General features: G+C 69.8%; 15 protein-coding genes. 14 read left to right on the top strand and 1 reads right to left on the bottom strand.

The features are described from left to right. The first annotated feature begins 842 nt into the window (after window positions 1-842). The 3 genes from E0H45_RS35815 to E0H45_RS35825 are packed head-to-tail and all read left to right on the top strand — an operon-like array spanning window position 843 to window position 3,247. Complete coding sequence (locus E0H45_RS35815; protein ID WP_131346071.1) at window positions 843-1,520, top strand: hypothetical protein; 678 nt, start codon at window positions 843-845, stop codon at window positions 1,518-1,520. A gap of 17 nt (window positions 1,521-1,537) precedes the next feature. After that, window positions 1,538-2,380 carry a hypothetical protein gene (locus E0H45_RS35820; RefSeq protein ID WP_131347203.1) on the top strand — a complete coding sequence of 281 codons (843 nt, stop codon included), beginning with the start codon at window positions 1,538-1,540 and terminating at the stop codon, window positions 2,378-2,380. A 3-nt stretch (window positions 2,381-2,383) separates the two neighbouring features. Beyond that, a complete protein-coding gene (locus E0H45_RS35825; protein WP_131346074.1) occupies window positions 2,384-3,247 on the top strand; it encodes a CHAD domain-containing protein in 864 nt (287 codons plus the stop codon). 2 nt (window positions 3,248-3,249) lie between these two features. Here E0H45_RS35825 and E0H45_RS35830 read toward each other — a convergent pair whose 3' ends face one another. Then, a complete protein-coding gene (locus tag E0H45_RS35830; RefSeq protein ID WP_131346077.1) occupies window positions 3,250-4,401 on the bottom strand; it encodes a DUF1015 family protein in 1,152 nt (383 codons plus the stop codon). Between the two features lie 24 nt (window positions 4,402-4,425). On the opposite strand from E0H45_RS35830, the gene E0H45_RS35835 reads away from it, so the two are divergent. The 11 genes from E0H45_RS35835 to E0H45_RS35885 all read left to right on the top strand — a co-directional run bounded on the left by E0H45_RS35835 (window position 4,426) and on the right by E0H45_RS35885 (window position 15,694). After that, a complete protein-coding gene (locus E0H45_RS35835) occupies window positions 4,426-5,532 on the top strand; it encodes an HAD-IIA family hydrolase (RefSeq protein WP_131346080.1) in 1,107 nt (368 codons plus the stop codon). An 88-nt stretch (window positions 5,533-5,620) separates the two neighbouring features. Then, window positions 5,621-6,112, top strand: coding sequence for a phasin family protein (locus E0H45_RS35840; RefSeq protein ID WP_131346083.1), 492 nt, complete (start codon window positions 5,621-5,623; stop codon window positions 6,110-6,112). A 1-nt stretch (window position 6,113) separates the two neighbouring features. Beyond that, window positions 6,114-6,551: a hypothetical protein gene (locus tag E0H45_RS35845; protein ID WP_131346086.1), complete on the top strand. Its 438-nt coding sequence runs from the start codon at window positions 6,114-6,116 to the stop codon at window positions 6,549-6,551. Between the two features lie 12 nt (window positions 6,552-6,563). Then, window positions 6,564-7,379, top strand: a complete 816-nt coding sequence (locus E0H45_RS35850) for a TlyA family RNA methyltransferase (protein ID WP_131346089.1) — start codon at window positions 6,564-6,566, stop codon at window positions 7,377-7,379. 43 nt (window positions 7,380-7,422) lie between these two features. Then, window positions 7,423-8,349: an NAD kinase gene (locus E0H45_RS35855; RefSeq protein ID WP_131346093.1), complete on the top strand. Its 927-nt coding sequence runs from the start codon at window positions 7,423-7,425 to the stop codon at window positions 8,347-8,349. A gap of 2 nt (window positions 8,350-8,351) precedes the next feature. Further along, window positions 8,352-10,082 (top strand): DNA repair protein RecN, encoded by a 1,731-nt coding sequence (gene recN, locus E0H45_RS35860; protein ID WP_131346096.1) that lies wholly within the window; start codon window positions 8,352-8,354, stop codon window positions 10,080-10,082. A gap of 97 nt (window positions 10,083-10,179) precedes the next feature. Beyond that, window positions 10,180-11,361, top strand: coding sequence for a putative cytokinetic ring protein SteA (gene steA / locus E0H45_RS35865; protein ID WP_131346100.1), 1,182 nt, complete (start codon window positions 10,180-10,182; stop codon window positions 11,359-11,361). Continuing rightward, window positions 11,358-12,305, top strand: a complete 948-nt coding sequence (locus E0H45_RS35870; RefSeq protein ID WP_131346103.1) for a copper transporter — start codon at window positions 11,358-11,360, stop codon at window positions 12,303-12,305. Before steA ends, E0H45_RS35870 begins: the two co-directional genes overlap by 4 nt. A 1-nt stretch (window position 12,306) precedes the next feature. Next, the gene (locus tag E0H45_RS35875; protein WP_131346106.1) at window positions 12,307-13,116 is read left to right on the top strand and encodes a hypothetical protein; all 810 of its coding nucleotides are present in this window, start codon (window positions 12,307-12,309) and stop codon (window positions 13,114-13,116) included. Continuing rightward, window positions 13,095-14,672 (top strand): murein biosynthesis integral membrane protein MurJ, encoded by a 1,578-nt coding sequence (gene murJ, locus E0H45_RS35880; protein WP_238155594.1) that lies wholly within the window; start codon window positions 13,095-13,097, stop codon window positions 14,670-14,672. Before E0H45_RS35875 ends, murJ begins: the two co-directional genes overlap by 22 nt. Then, window positions 14,669-15,694: a glycosyltransferase family 4 protein gene (locus tag E0H45_RS35885; RefSeq protein WP_131346109.1), complete on the top strand. Its 1,026-nt coding sequence runs from the start codon at window positions 14,669-14,671 to the stop codon at window positions 15,692-15,694. The genes murJ and E0H45_RS35885 overlap by 4 nt, the downstream gene beginning before the upstream one ends. The last annotated feature ends 20 nt before the right edge of the window (window positions 15,695-15,714 follow it).

Genomic DNA, 15,714 nt, shown 5'->3' on the forward strand with positions numbered 1-15,714 from the left:
CGCCAGCGCCGATGGTACTGCGACCGGGAGGTCGTGGGAGAGTAGGACGCCGCCGGACATTCACACTGTTAAGGGCCACCCCACTAGGGGTGGCCCTTAGCATTTTGTGGAGGGTCGGCGGCCGCCGACCAGGACGTCACCTCCGCTGCGGGCGCGGTAACGTTTGTCCGATTACTGCTCTTCAGCATCGTTAGGAGTCACCGTGGCGACGCCACCTCGCAATCCTCGGTCCGGTTCAGGGGACCGTCGCGGTTCGTCCGGAGGCGCCGGCCGCTCAGGCGGGTCCGGTGGTGGACGATCAGACTCCGGTCGTTCGAACTCGGGCGGTCGTTCGGGCTCGGGTGCCGGTCGTTCGGGCTCTGGAGCGGGTCGCTCGGGCTCGGGTGGCGGTCGCTCTGGTTCTGGATCCGGTTGGTCCGGCTCCGGGACTGGTGGTGGTGGCACTGGTGCTGGTCGTTCTGGTTCTGGGTCGGGTGCGGGTCGTGGTGGGTCTGGTGCCGGAGGCGGCGGAAGTCGCGGAGGATCCGCGGGCCGTAGCGGCGGGGCGCCGAGCCGGCGGGGCGGGTTTGCCGGTGGGCGTTCGGGTGGCTCGGGTGGTTCGTCGTACCGGGATCGGGATGAGAGTTCTTCCGAGAACAGGCGGGGGTTTGCCGGTTCTCGAGGTGATGACAAGTCTGCGCGGGACCCGTTCGGCGGGCAGATGTCCGGTCAGGGTGGGCGCGACGATCGCTCTGGTGGGTACCGGCGTGATGATCGGGGCGGTTCCGGCCGTGGACCTGGTGCAGGTCGCGGCGTAGCCGGCTCCCGGCGAGACGACCGCGGCGGCCGCGACGATCGCGGTCGTGACGACCGCGGCGGGTACCGCCGTGATGACCGTGGTGGTGGCGATGACCGCGGTGGCTTCCGTCGGGATGACCGTGGTGGCGCGAGTGGTGGTGGACACCGGCGCGATGACCGTGCGGACGGCGGACGTGACGATCGCGGACGTGATGACCGCGGCGGGTTCCGTCGGGATGAACGCGGCGGTGCGAGCGGTGGTGGCTATCGGCGTGATGAGCGTGGTGGTGACGACCGTGGTGGCGCTGGTGGCGGTGGGTATCGGCGGGACGATCGCGCGGGTGGTGAGCGTGGTGGGTTCCGGCGTGATGACCGTGACGATCGCGGGCGGGATGAGCGTGGGGATTCTCGGCGTGGGCCGGTGGGGGACTCGCGGGGACGCGGGCCTGCTCGGGCCAGTGGGCCTGGGCGGGGAGAGCGTGGCGCGTTCCGGCGTGATGAGCGGGGAGACTCGCGTGGGCGTCCGCCAGCCGGGGATTCGCGTGGGCGTTCCGGAGGTCGGGACGAGCGCGGCGGGTTCGGGGCGCGGGACGAGCGGCGTGGATCCGGTGGGCGTGACGACCGGCGTGATGAGCGGCGCGGTGGGCCCCGTCGGGAGGACCGCGAGGAGAAGGTCGGGCCGCGGCGCGACGACCCGAAGATTCCGGAAGGGATCACGGGTGCCGAGCTCGACCGTGGGGTGAAGGCCGAGCTTCGGTCCTTGCCGCGGACGTTGGCGGACCTGGTGGCGCAGCATCTGGTGGCGTCGGGGCGTTTCCTCGACGACGACCCGGAGCTCGCGTACCAGCACGCCCGGACCGCGCGGCGGCTGGCGGCTCGGCTCGGTGGTGTGCGGGAGGCCGTGGCGATCACGGCGTACCTGGCTGAGCACTACGACGAGGCGCTCACCGAGTTCCGCGCCGTACGGCGGATGACGGGCAACCACGAGGTCATCGCGATGATGGCCGACTGCGAGCGGGCGCTCGGGCGGCCGGACAAGGCGCTGGCGCTGACCAAGGACAAGCACGTCCATGACGTGTCGGAGCCGACGCAGATCGAGCTGCTGATCGTGGCGGCCGGGGCGCGGCGCGACAAGGGTCAGACCGCGGCGGCGATCCAGATGCTCGAGGTGCCGGAACTGACGAAGCGGACGCGGGCCGAGTGGCTGCCGCGGCTGCGGTACGCGTACGCCGATGCGCTGGCGGAGGCCGGGCGGACCGATGACGCGCTCGTCTGGTTCCACCGTGCGGCGGGCGTCGACGGTGACGGTGTGACGGGTGCGGCCGAGCGGGCTGCCGAGCTCGAAGGCCTCGAGTTCACCGACCTCGACGAGGACGACACCGTCGTGGACGACGAGTACTTCGAGGACGAGGACACCGCCGAGACCACGGACGCAGCTGACGCGGCCGAGGAAACCGACGAGGACCTCGATGCTGAGGAGGTCGTCGACGGCGAGGACGATGTGGATGTAGTGGACGTAGACGCGGAGGATGCGGAGAAGTCCGAGGACTCCGAGGTTGTCGGGGAGTTGACGGACGGGGAGTCCAAGGGCAGCGAGGAGTAGGGCGTGGAGGCTGCGGGCGTGCCGGCGGGTGACGAGCCAGTTCGGGTGCTGGTGGGGACCGCGCTGGCCAAGGGCGCGCGCCGGCTCGAGAAGTCTGTCCGGATGGTGCAGAACGCCGAGGACGACGCCATCCACCAGGTCCGGGTGTCCTGCCGGCGGTTGCGGAGCGATCTGAAGCTGTTCCGCAAACTGCTGGCCGGCGACTGGGCGACCGACCTGCGAGCGGATCTGTCAGCACTCGCGCAGGCCTGCGGTGAGGCCCGGGACCTCGAGGTGATCGCGGCGCTCGTCCGCGAAACCGCCAACAGCGAGGACAACCAGGAACACGTCGACACGATCCTCACCACGCTCACCCTCGGCCTGGAACGCGCTGCGGCCCGCTCCGCCGAGGTCGTCCTGGGGGAGTCCACCAAGGACCTGCTCACCACCATCGAGGCCGTCGCAGCAGCTCCCGACCTCAACGCCAAGGCAGAAAAGCCCTGCAGCGAGGTGCTACCGCAGCTCCTGCGATCCGCCACCGAGAAGTTCACCCAGGCAGCCGACAAGCTCAAGCCCTGGACCTCGGACGACGACTGGCACGAGGTACGACTGCTGGCGAAGCGAGTCCGGTACGCCGCCGACACCAGCGCCGTCGTACTCGGTGACGAAGCACGGGCGACTGCAGCGCACGCAGCGACGTACCAAGAGCTCCTGGGGCAGCATCAGGACCACTGCGCCGCGGCTGACGCTCTGACGGCCATGGCTGTCGACGCAGCGGCTCAGGACGACCCGGAGCTCTCCTTCACCCTCGGACGGCTCACAGAGCGCCACCGGGCCGCCCGCAAGCCCCTCCGTGAGCAGTTCCTCAGCCTGTACCACCGGCCCTGAACTCACAGGGTCCGGAACAGCAGCCCGACCCGTGGCTTCGGGCCGAACGACGTGGCCTTCTGCGGCAGTACGACGCCTTGCGCAGCTGAACGCAGTACCTGGTCCATCCGGGGAGCTGCGAGCTCCACGGCGAGCTGCTGAGGGCCAGCCAACGCCAGTGCGTCCGAGAACGTGTGGTGGAAGCTGAGGTCTTCCTCGATCACACCCCACGCCGGAAACAACACCTCATGCAGCAACGCGACCGTAGGCGCCTCGGAGTCAGTGTGGAGAGTCAGCCAGCTGGAACCGTCCGTGACCGAGATGCGGTCCGGGTCGCCCTCGATGCGACCGGGCTGCATCTGCCAGCCGGCCGGCGTGTGTGACTGCACGGTCACCAGGTCCAGACCCGGTACGACGCGGTGGATCGGGTCCAGCGTCAACGGGTGCCGGATGTAGTCGACCAGCATCGCCAAACCGACCTCCGCGGTCGGCCGGTACGGTTCGCGCAGCTGACGCTCAAGGTACGCCGCGTACCGGTGATGACCGTCCGCGATAACCGCCTCGTGTTTGGCCAGCTCCTGCTCGATCGTCGCCAGCACATCTGGATCGTCGATCCGCCAGATACGGTGCTCGGCGCCGTTGTACGTCTCGGCCTCCACCCACGGCTCACCGGACCGGGCCGCGTCCACAGCATCACTTGCCGCGCCACCGTCGGCGTACGCGAGCAGAATCGGCTCCAGGTCGGCGTCTGTCGCCTCCATCAGCTGCAGCCGGTCGTCGACCCAGTGCGGCATCACTTCCTCGTGCGGCAGCACCACTTGCCGCGTCGGGTCCAGCCGCAGCGAACCGACCAGTCCGCACAGTACGGCGCTCCCCAGACGCTGCTCGTACACGTACAGCGCGGGCCGCTCGTCCTGCACCACCACACCGTCCCGCTGCCATCCGGCGAGCCGGTGCGCGGGTTCGTCGTACCGGCCGCGACCGAGGTCCGGATCGCGTGGAAGGATGAGCCTCACCATGTTGTGCAGATCAGAGTCAGTCAGCCGCCGGACGATGGCGGGTTCCAGCACGTCGTACGGCGGTGAGGTGACGGCGCCGAGCGCGCTGACCTTGCCCGCCACGAACCGCCAGGCACGCAGTGGGTCGAGGCTCAGCACCCCCCGTGGATCCAGCATGCGCGGAATCGTACGGGGTGAAGCGTGAGCGCGGAACGTACACCGCCGCAGCCGCTCTCGGCGTGTGACGAACCGCTCGCGACCCGGTACGACGTGGCGCTGCTGGACCTCGACGGCGTCGTGTACGTCGGGCCGGATCCGGTCCCGGACGCGCCGGAGAACCTCCGCAAGGCCGCCAAGGAAGGCATGCGGATCGGGTACATCACGAACAACGCGAGCCGGCCGGCGGGAATCGTTGCCGAGCACCTCGCGTCGTTCGGGCTGGACGTGATCCCCGAGGACGTGGTGACGTCGGCGCAGGCGGCCGCGAAGCTGATCGCGAGCGAGTTCCCGAAGGGATCGCCGGTGCTCGTGGTCGGCGGCGAGGGGCTGATCGTCGCGCTCGAGGAGTACGGGCTGACGCCGGTGCGGACCAGCGACGCGCGGCCGGTCGCCGTCGTCCAGGGCTTCCACCCGGACGTGAACTGGGTGATGCTCGCCGACGGCGCGCACGCGATCCACGAGGGCGCGAAGTGGTTCGCGACCAACCTCGACCTGACGATCCCTACCGCGGCCGGCAAGGCGCCGGGGAACGGCACGCTGGTGCAGGCGGTCCGGGCCGCGGTCGACGTGGACCCGGTCGTTGCCGGGAAGCCCGAACCGCCGTTGCTGGAGACGAGCATCGAACGGCTGGAAGCCAAGCACCCGTTGATGATCGGGGACCGGCTGGACTCCGACATCGAGGGCGCCAACGCGGTCGGGATCGCGAGCCTGTGGGTCGCGACCGGCGTCAACGACGCGTACGACCTGGCGCGGGCGCCGAAGCACCAGCGTCCGACGTACGTCGCCGCAGGTCTCGGGGCGCTGGCCGAGAAGCAGCCCGGGGTGACTGTCAACGGCTCGAAGCACACGTCGGCCGGCTGGACTGCCGAGGTCGTGAACAACGCGGTCACGGTGAAGGGCGAGGGAGCGCCGTACGACGGACTGCGCGCGATCCTGTCCGCGGTCTGGGCCGCCGTCGACGCGCCCGCCGAGCCGACCAAGCCCGCCAAGGCCACCGCCCGCGGCCGCCGGCCACGCCCGAAGCCTGCGCCGACCGCCGACACCATCGCCCTGGACGCCGCCCTCCACCGCATCGGCCTCGACAAGTAGCGTGCCTCAAAGCCCCACGGGCGCGGGGCGGGCTGGTGTTGCGGCGGGGAGGCGATACCGTTGCTGGGAACGATGCGAGGAGGCAGTCATGGTGATGGACGCACTGCGCGGCTACGTACAACTGGCGAACGGGTTGACCGAGGTCACCAAGCAGAAGGCCCAGGCGGCTGCGAAGGCGTTGCTGCAGCAGACCGGGGCGGACGCGCTGACGACCAGGGCGAGTGACCTGGCCGACGAGATCGTTGCCACCAGCAAGAGCAACCGTCAGCTGCTGCAGGCGATCGTGTCGAACGAGGTCGAGGGCGCGGTCGCGCGGCTCGGGTTCGTCCGCTCCGAAGAGGTCGCGGCGCTGACCCGCCGGGTGAAGACGCTCGAGACCGAGCTGGCCGAGGCGCAGGCCGCTGCGCCGGCTCCGGTCGTGGACGCCGTGGTCGAGGAGGCTCCGGCGCCTGCCAAGAAGGCGGCGAAGAAGGCTCCCGCGAAGAAGGCGGCTGCAAAGAAGAGCGCGCCCGCCAAGAAGGCTGCGGCGAAGAAGGCGGCCAAGAAGGCTCCGGCCAAGAAGACGGCGAAGAAGGCCTGACATGACTGAGCATCCCGGCGAGCAGTTCCCACCGGACGTGGACCCGGACGTCGAGCCCGGCTTCGACCCGTATCAGTCCGAGGAGACTCAGTCGCACCCCGACTACGACACCGAGCCCGGTGCCCAGGACGTCGCTGAGCACGTGGATCCCGCTGCGGTCGAGTTCGGCCCGGAGTTCGCGCGCGCTCCCGGCCAGGAGTACGAGCACTCCTTCGAGGCCGGCTCCGCCGAGGACCCGGCGTACGAGGCCGAAGACCCGGCGAGCGAGCCGTCCACCCAGGAAGAGGGCGGACATCCGTTGGTCGAGGAGACGATGGCTCGGCTGGACGAGTTGCGGGAGAAGCCGGTGAGTGAGCACGGTGAGGTGTACGCCGACCTGCACGAGCGGCTGCAGACCGCCTTGGTCGAAGCCGACGCCGACCAGGGCGACCGGAACTAGCGGAAGAGCCGAGTGGCCAAGGGAGTCAAGCGGTCGCGGCTCGATGCCGAGCTGGTACGGCGTGGGCTCGCGCGCTCCCGTGAGCACGCGAGCGAGCTGATCGCGGCCGGCAAGGTGAAGGTTTCCGGGACCGTGGCCAGCAAGCCCGCGACCGGGGTCGGTGCGGATGCCCCGATCGTCGTCGACACGTCCGAGCACGAGGACCCCGGCTACGCGAGCCGCGGCGCGCACAAGCTGATCGGCGCCCTCGAAGCGTTCCCAGCTGTCCAGGTCAAAGGCCGCCGTGCCCTCGACGCCGGTGCGTCCACCGGCGGATTCACCGACGTACTGCTGCGCCATGACGCCGCGCACGTGATTGCCGTCGATGTCGGGTACGGCCAGTTGGTGTGGGCGTTGCAGACCGACGAGCGGGTCACGGTGATGGACCGGACGAACGTCCGGACGCTGACGCTCGAGGATATCGGTGGTGAACCGGTCGATCTCGTGGTCAGCGATCTGAGTTTCATCTCGCTCACGCTCGTGCTGCCGGCGCTGCTCGGGGTGGTGAAGCCGGACGGCGAGCTGGTGCTGATGGTGAAGCCGCAGTTCGAGGTCGGCAAAGAGCGGCTTGGCAAGGGCGGCGTGGTCCGGGACCCCGAACTGCGGGCGGACGCGGTCCGGAATGTCGCCGCCAAGGCGCACGACCTGGGCTGGGGAATCGAAGGCGTAGCGGCCAGCCCGTTACCTGGTCCGTCAGGAAATGTCGAATACTTCCTGTGGATACGCCGGGAAGCACCGCCTCTCGATGAGACGATGCTGCTGACCGCCATCGAGCGCGGACCGCAATGACCGGGGCGGTGGGGCGGGAAACGCAGAAAGAGTGGAGGCAGTGGTGGCTGAGCACGAGCCGCGGCGCGTGCTGCTGGTGACGCACACCGGCCGGGAGCAGGCGGTCGAGGTTGCCCGTGATGCGCACCGGTTGCTGACCGACGCCGGGATGCTGGTCCGGCTGCTCGGCGGTGAGGCCGAGGAGCTCAAGCTCGACCCGGTGGAGATCGTCGACGACCCGGAGAAGGCGGCGAACGACGTCGAGCTGATCATGGTGCTCGGCGGCGACGGCTCGATCCTGCGCGGTGCCGAGCTCTCCCGCCCGCACGGTACGCCGGTGCTCGGGGTGAACCTGGGCCACGTCGGGTTCCTGGCCGAGGCGGAGGTCGACGACCTGGAGCGGATCGTCCAGGTGGTGGTGGACCGCAGTTACACGGTCGAGGAGCGGATGACGCTGGCCGTCGACGTACGGCTCGACGACGAGCTGATCTTCGAGACCTGGGCGCTGAACGAGGCGAGTGTCGAGAAGGCGGCCCGGGAGAAGATGCTCGAGGTTCTGGTCGAGGTGGACGACCGCCCGCTGTCCCGCTACGGCTGTGACGGCGTCGTGGTCGCGACGCCGACCGGGAGTACGGCGTACTCCTTCTCGGCCGGCGGACCGATCGTGTGGCCGGAGGTCGAGGCGATCCTGATGGTGCCGCTGAGCGCGCACGCGTTGTTCTCGCGGCCGATCGTGGTCGCGCCGACGTCGCGGCTGTCGATCGAGCTCGTCCCGTCCTGGCACGGCCGCGGCGTGTTGTGGTGCGACGGCCGGCGGATGGTCGAGGTGCCGCCCGGCGCCGAGATCCAGGTACGGCGGGGTTCGACGCCGGTCCGGCTGGCCCGGGCCCACGAGGCGCCGTTCACCGACCGGCTGGTGGCGAAGTTCGACCTCCCGGTGCTCGGCTGGCGTGGGGCCGCCGAGCGCAAACGCAACGGAAACGGAAACTGACAATGCTTTCGGAGATCCGCATCACTGGGTTGGGCGTGATCGAGGACGCGACGTTGGACCTCGACCCGGGCTTCACCGCGGTCACGGGTGAGACCGGTGCCGGCAAGACGATGGTTGTGACCGGGGTGAACATGCTGCTCGGCGGCCGTGCCGACAGCGGTCTGGTGCGGCACGGGACGCGGCGGGCGCGGGTGGAGGGTCGTGCGAGCGCCGTACCGCGGGCGATCGTGCAGCAGGCCGAGGACCGTGGTGGCGAGCTGGACGACGACGAGCTGCTGATCGCGCGCGAGTTGTCGTCGGAGGGCCGTTCACGGGCGTTCCTCGGCGGCGCGTCCGTCCCGGTGTCCGTGCTGGGCGAGGTCTCCGGGGATCTCGTCGCGATCCACGGCCAGGCGGACCAGTGGCGGTTGCTGCAGCCGGCGCGGCAGCGCGAAACGCTGGACACCTTTGCGGGCAAGGCGGTTCTGGTGCCGCTGCAGGAGTACGCCGCCGCGTACAAGCGGCACCGTGACGTCGAGGCCGAGCTGACCGAGCTGACCACCCGCGAGCGTGATCGCCTCGCCGAGGCGGACCTGCTGCGGTTCGGTCTGAACGAGGTCGCGAAGGCGGAGCCGTTGCCCGGCGAGGACAGCGAGCTCGCGGCCGAGGAAGACCGCCTCGCGTACGCCGACGGTCTGCGTACGGCGGCCACGAACGCGGCGGACGCGCTGGCGTCGGAAGACCTCGAATCCACGCGGCCGAACGACGTACTCGGCCTGCTGGCGTTGACGAAACAGGTCCTCGACGGCGAGCGCGAGCACGACGCGAAGCTCGCGGAGCTGGCCGACCGCGCGGGCGAACTCGGGTACCTGGCGGCTGATCTGGCGCAGGAGCTCTCGTCGTACGCCGCCGATGTCGACACCGATCCGGCCCGGCTGGCTGTGGTGAGCGAGCGACGTTCGCTGCTCACCAACCTGGTTCGCAAGTACGGCGCTGAGGACGGCACCGTCGACGAGGTCATCGAATGGACCAAGCGGTCGGCCGAGCGGCTGTCCGAGCTCGACGGCAGCGACGAGCGCGTCGAGCAGTTGACGGCCGAGCTGGACGAGCTGGACGCGAAACTCGCCGAACTCGGTCAGCAGATGCGGGACGCCCGGATCGAGGCGGCCGCACGGCTCGGCGTCGCGGTGTCGGAGGAGCTGACCGGGCTGGCGATGCCGCACGCGAAGCTGTCGGTCGAGGTGCACGAGACCACGGCCGGCCCGTTCGGGATCGACGACGTCGAGTTCTGCTTCGCGGCGAACCCGGGGAGTCCGGCGCGCCCGCTGCAGAAGGCGGCGTCCGGTGGTGAGCTGTCCCGGGTGATGCTCGCGCTCGAGGTGATCCTGTCGGACACGCACCCCGTGCCCACGTTGGTGTTCGACGAGATCGACGCCGGGATCGGCGGCCGCGCCGCGGTCGAGGTCGGCAAGCGGCTGGCCCGGCTGGCGGAGAAGACCCAGGTGATCGTGGTGACGCACCTGCCGCAGGTCGCCGCGTTCGCGGACCGTCATGCCGTCGTGCTGAAGAGCGACGACGGGTCCGTCACCACCAGCGGTCTGATCGCGCTCGACGACGACGCCCGGCTGAAGGAACTCTCCCGGATGATGGCCGGCCTGGAGAACTCCGATGCCGCGCAGGCGCACGCCGAGGAACTGCTCGCACTTGCCGCCGAACGGCACAAACCGCGCCGGAAGAGTCGTTCCAAAGGATGATTTGACGCACAGTCACTGTTAATTCGGTGCGTGAACAAGGGCCGGGCCGGGTAAATGAGCCGGGAAGGGGCTCTTGACATGGCAGGATGAGGGTGCGATGAAACTGCCCAGCCTGCGGAGAGCACGTCCCACTGAACTGCCCGGCGTCACCGGAGTGGTCCGGCTGGATCGACGTACCAAGAATCTCACCAAACGGCTGAAGCCGGGTGACATCGCGGTCATCGACCACGTCGACCTGGACCGGGTGAGCGCCGAGGCCCTGGTCGACTGCCGGGTCGCCGCGGTGGTGAACGTCGCCGACTCGATCAGCGGCCGGTACCCGAACCTCGGGCCGGAGATCCTCGTCGAGGCCGGCATCCCGCTCGTCGACGGCGTCGGCCGCGAGGTCTTCTCGGTCCTGCACGAGGGCGAGCAGGTCAGGCTCGACGACGGCACGCTGTACCGCGGCCACGAGGCGGTCGCGAAGGGCATGACCCAGGACAGCAAGTCGGTCGCCGAGCTGATGGACGACGCCCGCGCCGGGCTGTCCACCCAGCTCGAGGCGTTCACCGCGAACACGCTCGAGTACCTGCGTCGCGAGAAGGATCTGCTGCTCGACGGCGTCGGCGTACCGGCGATCCACACGCAGATGGAGGGCAAGCACGTCCTGATCGTGGTCCGCGGGTACGACTACCGCGAGGACCTGGTCGCGCTGAAGCCCTACATCCGCGAGTACCGGCCGGTGCTGATCGGTGTCGACGGCGGTGCGGACGCGCTGGTCGAGAACGGGTTCGTCCCGGACCTGATCCTCGGCGACATGGACTCGGTGAAGGACGAGACCCTGAAATGCGGCGCCGAGGTGGTCGTGCACGCGTACCGCGACGGCCGCGCGCCCGGCGCCGAGCGGCTCGAGCGGCTCGGCGTGGACTCGATCGAGTTTCCGGCCGCCGGCACCAGCGAGGACATCGCGATGCTGCTGGCCGACTCCAAGGGCGCCTCGCTGATCGTCGCGGTCGGCACCCACAACTCGCTGGTGGAGTTCCTCGACAAGGGGCGCCCCGGCATGGCGAGCACGTTCATCACCCGGTTGCGGGTCGGTGCCAAGCTGGTCGACGCCAAGGGCGTCTCCCGGCTGTACCGCAGCCGGGTCTCGACGTTCCAGGTGGTCGCCTTGATGGTGGCCGGCCTGTTCGCGGTCGGGGTGGCGATGGTCGCCATCGGGGCCGACGACGTCGTCTGGTCGATCCTGCGGGCGCGCTGGGGCGACTTCGTCTACTGGATCCGGGAGCTGTTCACGTGATCGACTTTCGCTACCACATCGTCTCGATCGTGGCGATCTTCTTCGCCCTGGGCGCCGGTGTGGTGCTCGGCGCCGGGCCGCTGAAGAGCACCGGCAAGGAATTCGTCGCGAGCCAGGCCGAGAAGGACCGTCAGCAGCTGGCCGACGCCCGCGCCGAACTGGTGCAGGTGAAGGCACTCGACAAGTACCGCGACGACTACGTCGCCAAGGTGACCGCCGGGATGACCGCCGGCAAGCTGACGAACAAGAAGATCGCGATCGTCACGATGCCGAACGCGGACAACGACCTGACCAACAGCGTGCAGGACGAGGTGGAGAAGTCCGGCGCCGTCGTCACCACGAAGGTCGCGCTGGACGCGAAGATGTTCGACACCGGTCAGCGGCAGCTGGTCGAGTCGCTGGTCAACCAGCTGGTCACCGCGGACATGCAGATCCCGACGGACAGTACGACGTACCAGCGGGCCGGGCTGCTGCTGGCGCGTGGGATCGCGGCCAAGGAGGACGGCAAGACCGGCGACGCGGACTCGACCAAGGTGATCAGCGGCATGACCGGCGCGAAGCTGCTGTCGCTGAAGCCGTCGCAGATCAAGGACCGGGCGACGCTGGTCCTGGTGATTGCCGCGAAGCCGCCGACGCCGGTGCCCGACAACTCGACGTACAACGACAGCGTCGACTTCATCGAGGGCCTGGACACGGGCAGCAGCGGTGTCGTGGTCGCGGGGACTCCGGTGACCGCGGCCGACGGCGGAATCATCAAGGCCTTGCGGAGTGACTCCGAGGCCACCAAGATCGTTTCTTCGGTGGACGTGGCCGACATCCCCGCCGGACAGGCAACGGTCGTCTTCTCGCTGGTCGAGCAGGCGGAGGGCAAGGCGGGGCAGTACGGCGCGATCAACGCGAAGAACGGCGTCGCGCCGTCGGCCGTACAGACGAAGGACAACTGACGTGGGAATTCTGAGCGCCGCCATCGCGGCGGCCGCTACTGCTGGGCTCGAGCGTGCGGCGGAGAAGCTGCCGAAGGAGACCCGGGAGCCGTTCGAGCGGACCAATCACCGCGGTGAGCCGGTGACGCTGCTCGAGGGGCCGGTGGCGGTGCTCGGTGCACTGGCCGGCGTCGCGGCTTCGCGCGGCAGCGGCAAGGTGAAGGCGGCCGCGCTGGTGGCCGGCACGGTGTCGGGTGCGGTCGGTGCGTACGACGATCTGCGCGGGACCACGCAGGCGAAGGGTTTCCGCGGTCACCTGAGCGCGTTGAAGCGCGGCGAGGTGACGAGCGGCGCGGTGAAGATCCTCGGGGTCGGCGCGGCCGGTCTCGCGGCCGCCGCGTTGCTGCCGCGGAAGTCGCGCGGCGTGAAGGCCGTCGCCGGGGTCGTTGCCGACGGCGCCTTGATCGCCGGTACGGCGAACCTCACCAACCTCCTCGACCTGCGACCGGGCCGCGCGCTGAAGGCCGTGACCGCCCTGAACGCACCGCTGGCCGTCGTGAACGGTCCGGCCGGTGCCGTCGTCGGCGCTGCCGTGGCGTCCGCTCCGTCCGACCTCGGTGAACGCTCGATGCTGGGCGACTGCGGCGCGAACGGCCTCGGCGCCATCACCGGTACGGCGCTCGCGGCGTCGCTCCCGCGTCCGTTGAAGACGCTCGTCCTGGCGGCGGTCGTCGGCCTCAACCTGGCCAGCGAGAAGGTCAGCTTCACCAAGGTCATCGCCGACACCCCGGTCCTCGACAAGATCGACCAGTGGGGCCGTCGACCCAGGTGAGCAGGCTCGCCCGCGCGGCCCTGCTTGTTGCGGCCGTCACCGTTCTGGCGCGGGTTGTGGGCTTCGGCCGGTGGTTGGTGTTCTCGAAAACTGTCGGCGCGGGCTGCTTGGCTGAGGCCTACACGACGGCCAATCAGCTGCCCAACATTCTCTTCGAAGTGGTCGCCGGTGGGGCGCTGGCGGGTGCCGTCATTCCCGTGCTGGCCGGGCCTGTCGCCCGCGGCGACCGGGCGGCGCAGGGGCGGATCATCGGGGCGTTGCTGTCCTGGTCGTTCGTGCTGCTGGCCCCGGTCGCCTTGCTGGCTTGGGTTCTGGCGGGGCAGTACACCGACGCGATGCTCGACCCTGGCGCCGACTGCGCGAGCTCCACGGCGACCGCGACCCGGATGCTGGCGATCTTCGTGCCGCAGGTCTTCGGGTACGCCGTGGCGGTGGTCGCGACCGCGGTTCTCCAGTCCCACAAGCGTTTCGCGGCCGGTGCGTGGGCCCCGTTGATCTCGAGCCTGGTGGTCGTCGGCACCTACTTCCTGTTCGCCGGCACAGCGCCTGACGCGGACTCGGCCTCGCAAGGCGCCACCGATCTACTGGCCTGGGGTACTACGGCCGGCGTCCTCGCACTAGCTCTTACAGTCCTAGTCCCGATGCTCCTGCTCCGCCTGCCGATCAGACCGACGCTCCGTCTGGATCCGGGTGTCGGACCGGTACTGCGGAAGCTCGCACTCGCCGGCCTGGCAGTACTGGTCGCGCAACAGCTCACCTTCGTCGTTACGACGTACCTGGCCAACCACCGTGGCGTAGCGGGCAGCATTGCCGTGTACACGTGGGCCAACGCGGTGTACCTCCTGCCGTACGCAGTGCTGGCCGTGCCGATCACCACAGCCGTCTTCCCGCGTCTGGCCGCAGCGTTCGAGGCAGGGGAGGGTTTCGACCGCTACGCCGCGGCGTCCACCCGCGCGGTGATGCTGGCCGGTGGCGCAGGCGCCGCGCTGCTCGTCGGTACGGCGGTACCGGTCGCCAGGATCTTCGCGTACGACGACGGCGCGGTGCAGGAGGCCAAGGCGACCTCACTGGCCAACGGACTCCTCGCGTTCGCCCCAGCTGCCATCGGGTTCGCCGTACTGATGCATGTCGGCCGGGTGCTCTATGCCCGGCACTCCGGACGTGAGGTGGCCGTGGTGACATCCGCGGCCTGGATACTCGTGGCTGTAGCCGGTGTGGTGCTCACGGCCCGCTGGGACGCAGTACCCGCGCTGGCTGCCGCGATGTCTGTCGGCACGGTCGCAGGTGCGGCTGTACTGCTCCTGGTTCTACGTCGTGAGGCTGGACCAGCTGTACTGACCGGAGTGCCACGTGCGCACCTCACTGCACTGGCGGGCGCTGTGCTGGCCGGTGCAGCCGGCTGGGCGGTGGCACTGCCGGCAGGAGACGGTGGAGTAGGCAAGGCAGTGGTGTTCTCTCTCCTCTCCGGGCTCGCCGCCGTCGTCGTGTACGCCGTGGTCGTGCTTGCATTGGATCGCGCGGACGCTCGCGCACTCGTACGACAGGAGAAACCATGAGGATCGGGCTGCTGCTCGCGGAGTCGCGGGGCGGTATCGGGCAGCACGTCGCCTCGCTGGTGCCGCGGTTCGTGAGTGCTGGGCACGAGGTGGTGGTGTGCGCTCCACCGGGCACGGCCGAGCACTTCGAGTTCGCCCCGGCGACCGTCGTCTCCCAGGCCGCCGGACTCCGTGACTGCGACGTCATCCACGCGCACGGCTACCGCGCCGGCATGACCGCGCTCCGAGACAGGTCCCGGCTGCGCCCGCTGGTCGTCACGTGGCACAACGCGGTGATCGCGCCAGGACCACGTGGCCTCGTGATGCGGATGGGGCAGCGGCTGGTTGCCAGAGGCGCCGACCTGACCCTGGGCGCCTCCAGCGACCTCGTGGACCTGGCCAAGAGCCTCGGCGCCCGCAACGCGCAGCTGGCACCTGTGGCCGCTCCGGCGATGCCACGGATCCGTACACGGCGTGCCGACGTACGGCGGGAGCTGGGGATCGGCGAGCAGCCCATGGTGCTCACCGTGGGGCGCCTGGCGCCGCAGAAGGACTACCCGACCTTGCTGTCCGTGGCTGCCCGCGTCCACGAGTCGACTCCGGACGCGGTGTTCGTGGTCGTCGGTGACGGGCCGCTGCGGGACAACCTGCAGGCGCGGATCGACGCGGAGGAGTTACCGGTCCGGTTGCTCGGGCACCGCAACAACGTGGCCGAGCTGCTCGGTGCGGCCGATGTGTTTCTGCTCACATCACACTGGGAGGCGCGCGCCCTCGTACTGCAGGAGGCGATGCAGGTCGGCGTACCGGTCGTGGCCACCGCGGTCGGCGGCGTACCCGAGCTGGTCGGGGACAGCGCCGTACTGGCGTTTCCCGCTGACGCGGACGGGCTGGCGGACGGGGTACGGGCCGTACTCGCGGAGCCCGACACCGCGAACGCTATGCGGACACGCGGCCGGGAGTTGGCCTCCAGATGGATGGACGAGGACGCGGTGGCGAAGAATCTGCTCGACATCTACGCGGGTCTCGTCGCGACCGGTGGTTGACAAGAGGTAGGCTGGAGACC

The sequence above is a fragment of the Kribbella soli genome, from assembly GCF_004331345.1.
Lineage (GTDB): Bacteria > Actinomycetota > Actinomycetes > Propionibacteriales > Kribbellaceae > Kribbella > Kribbella soli.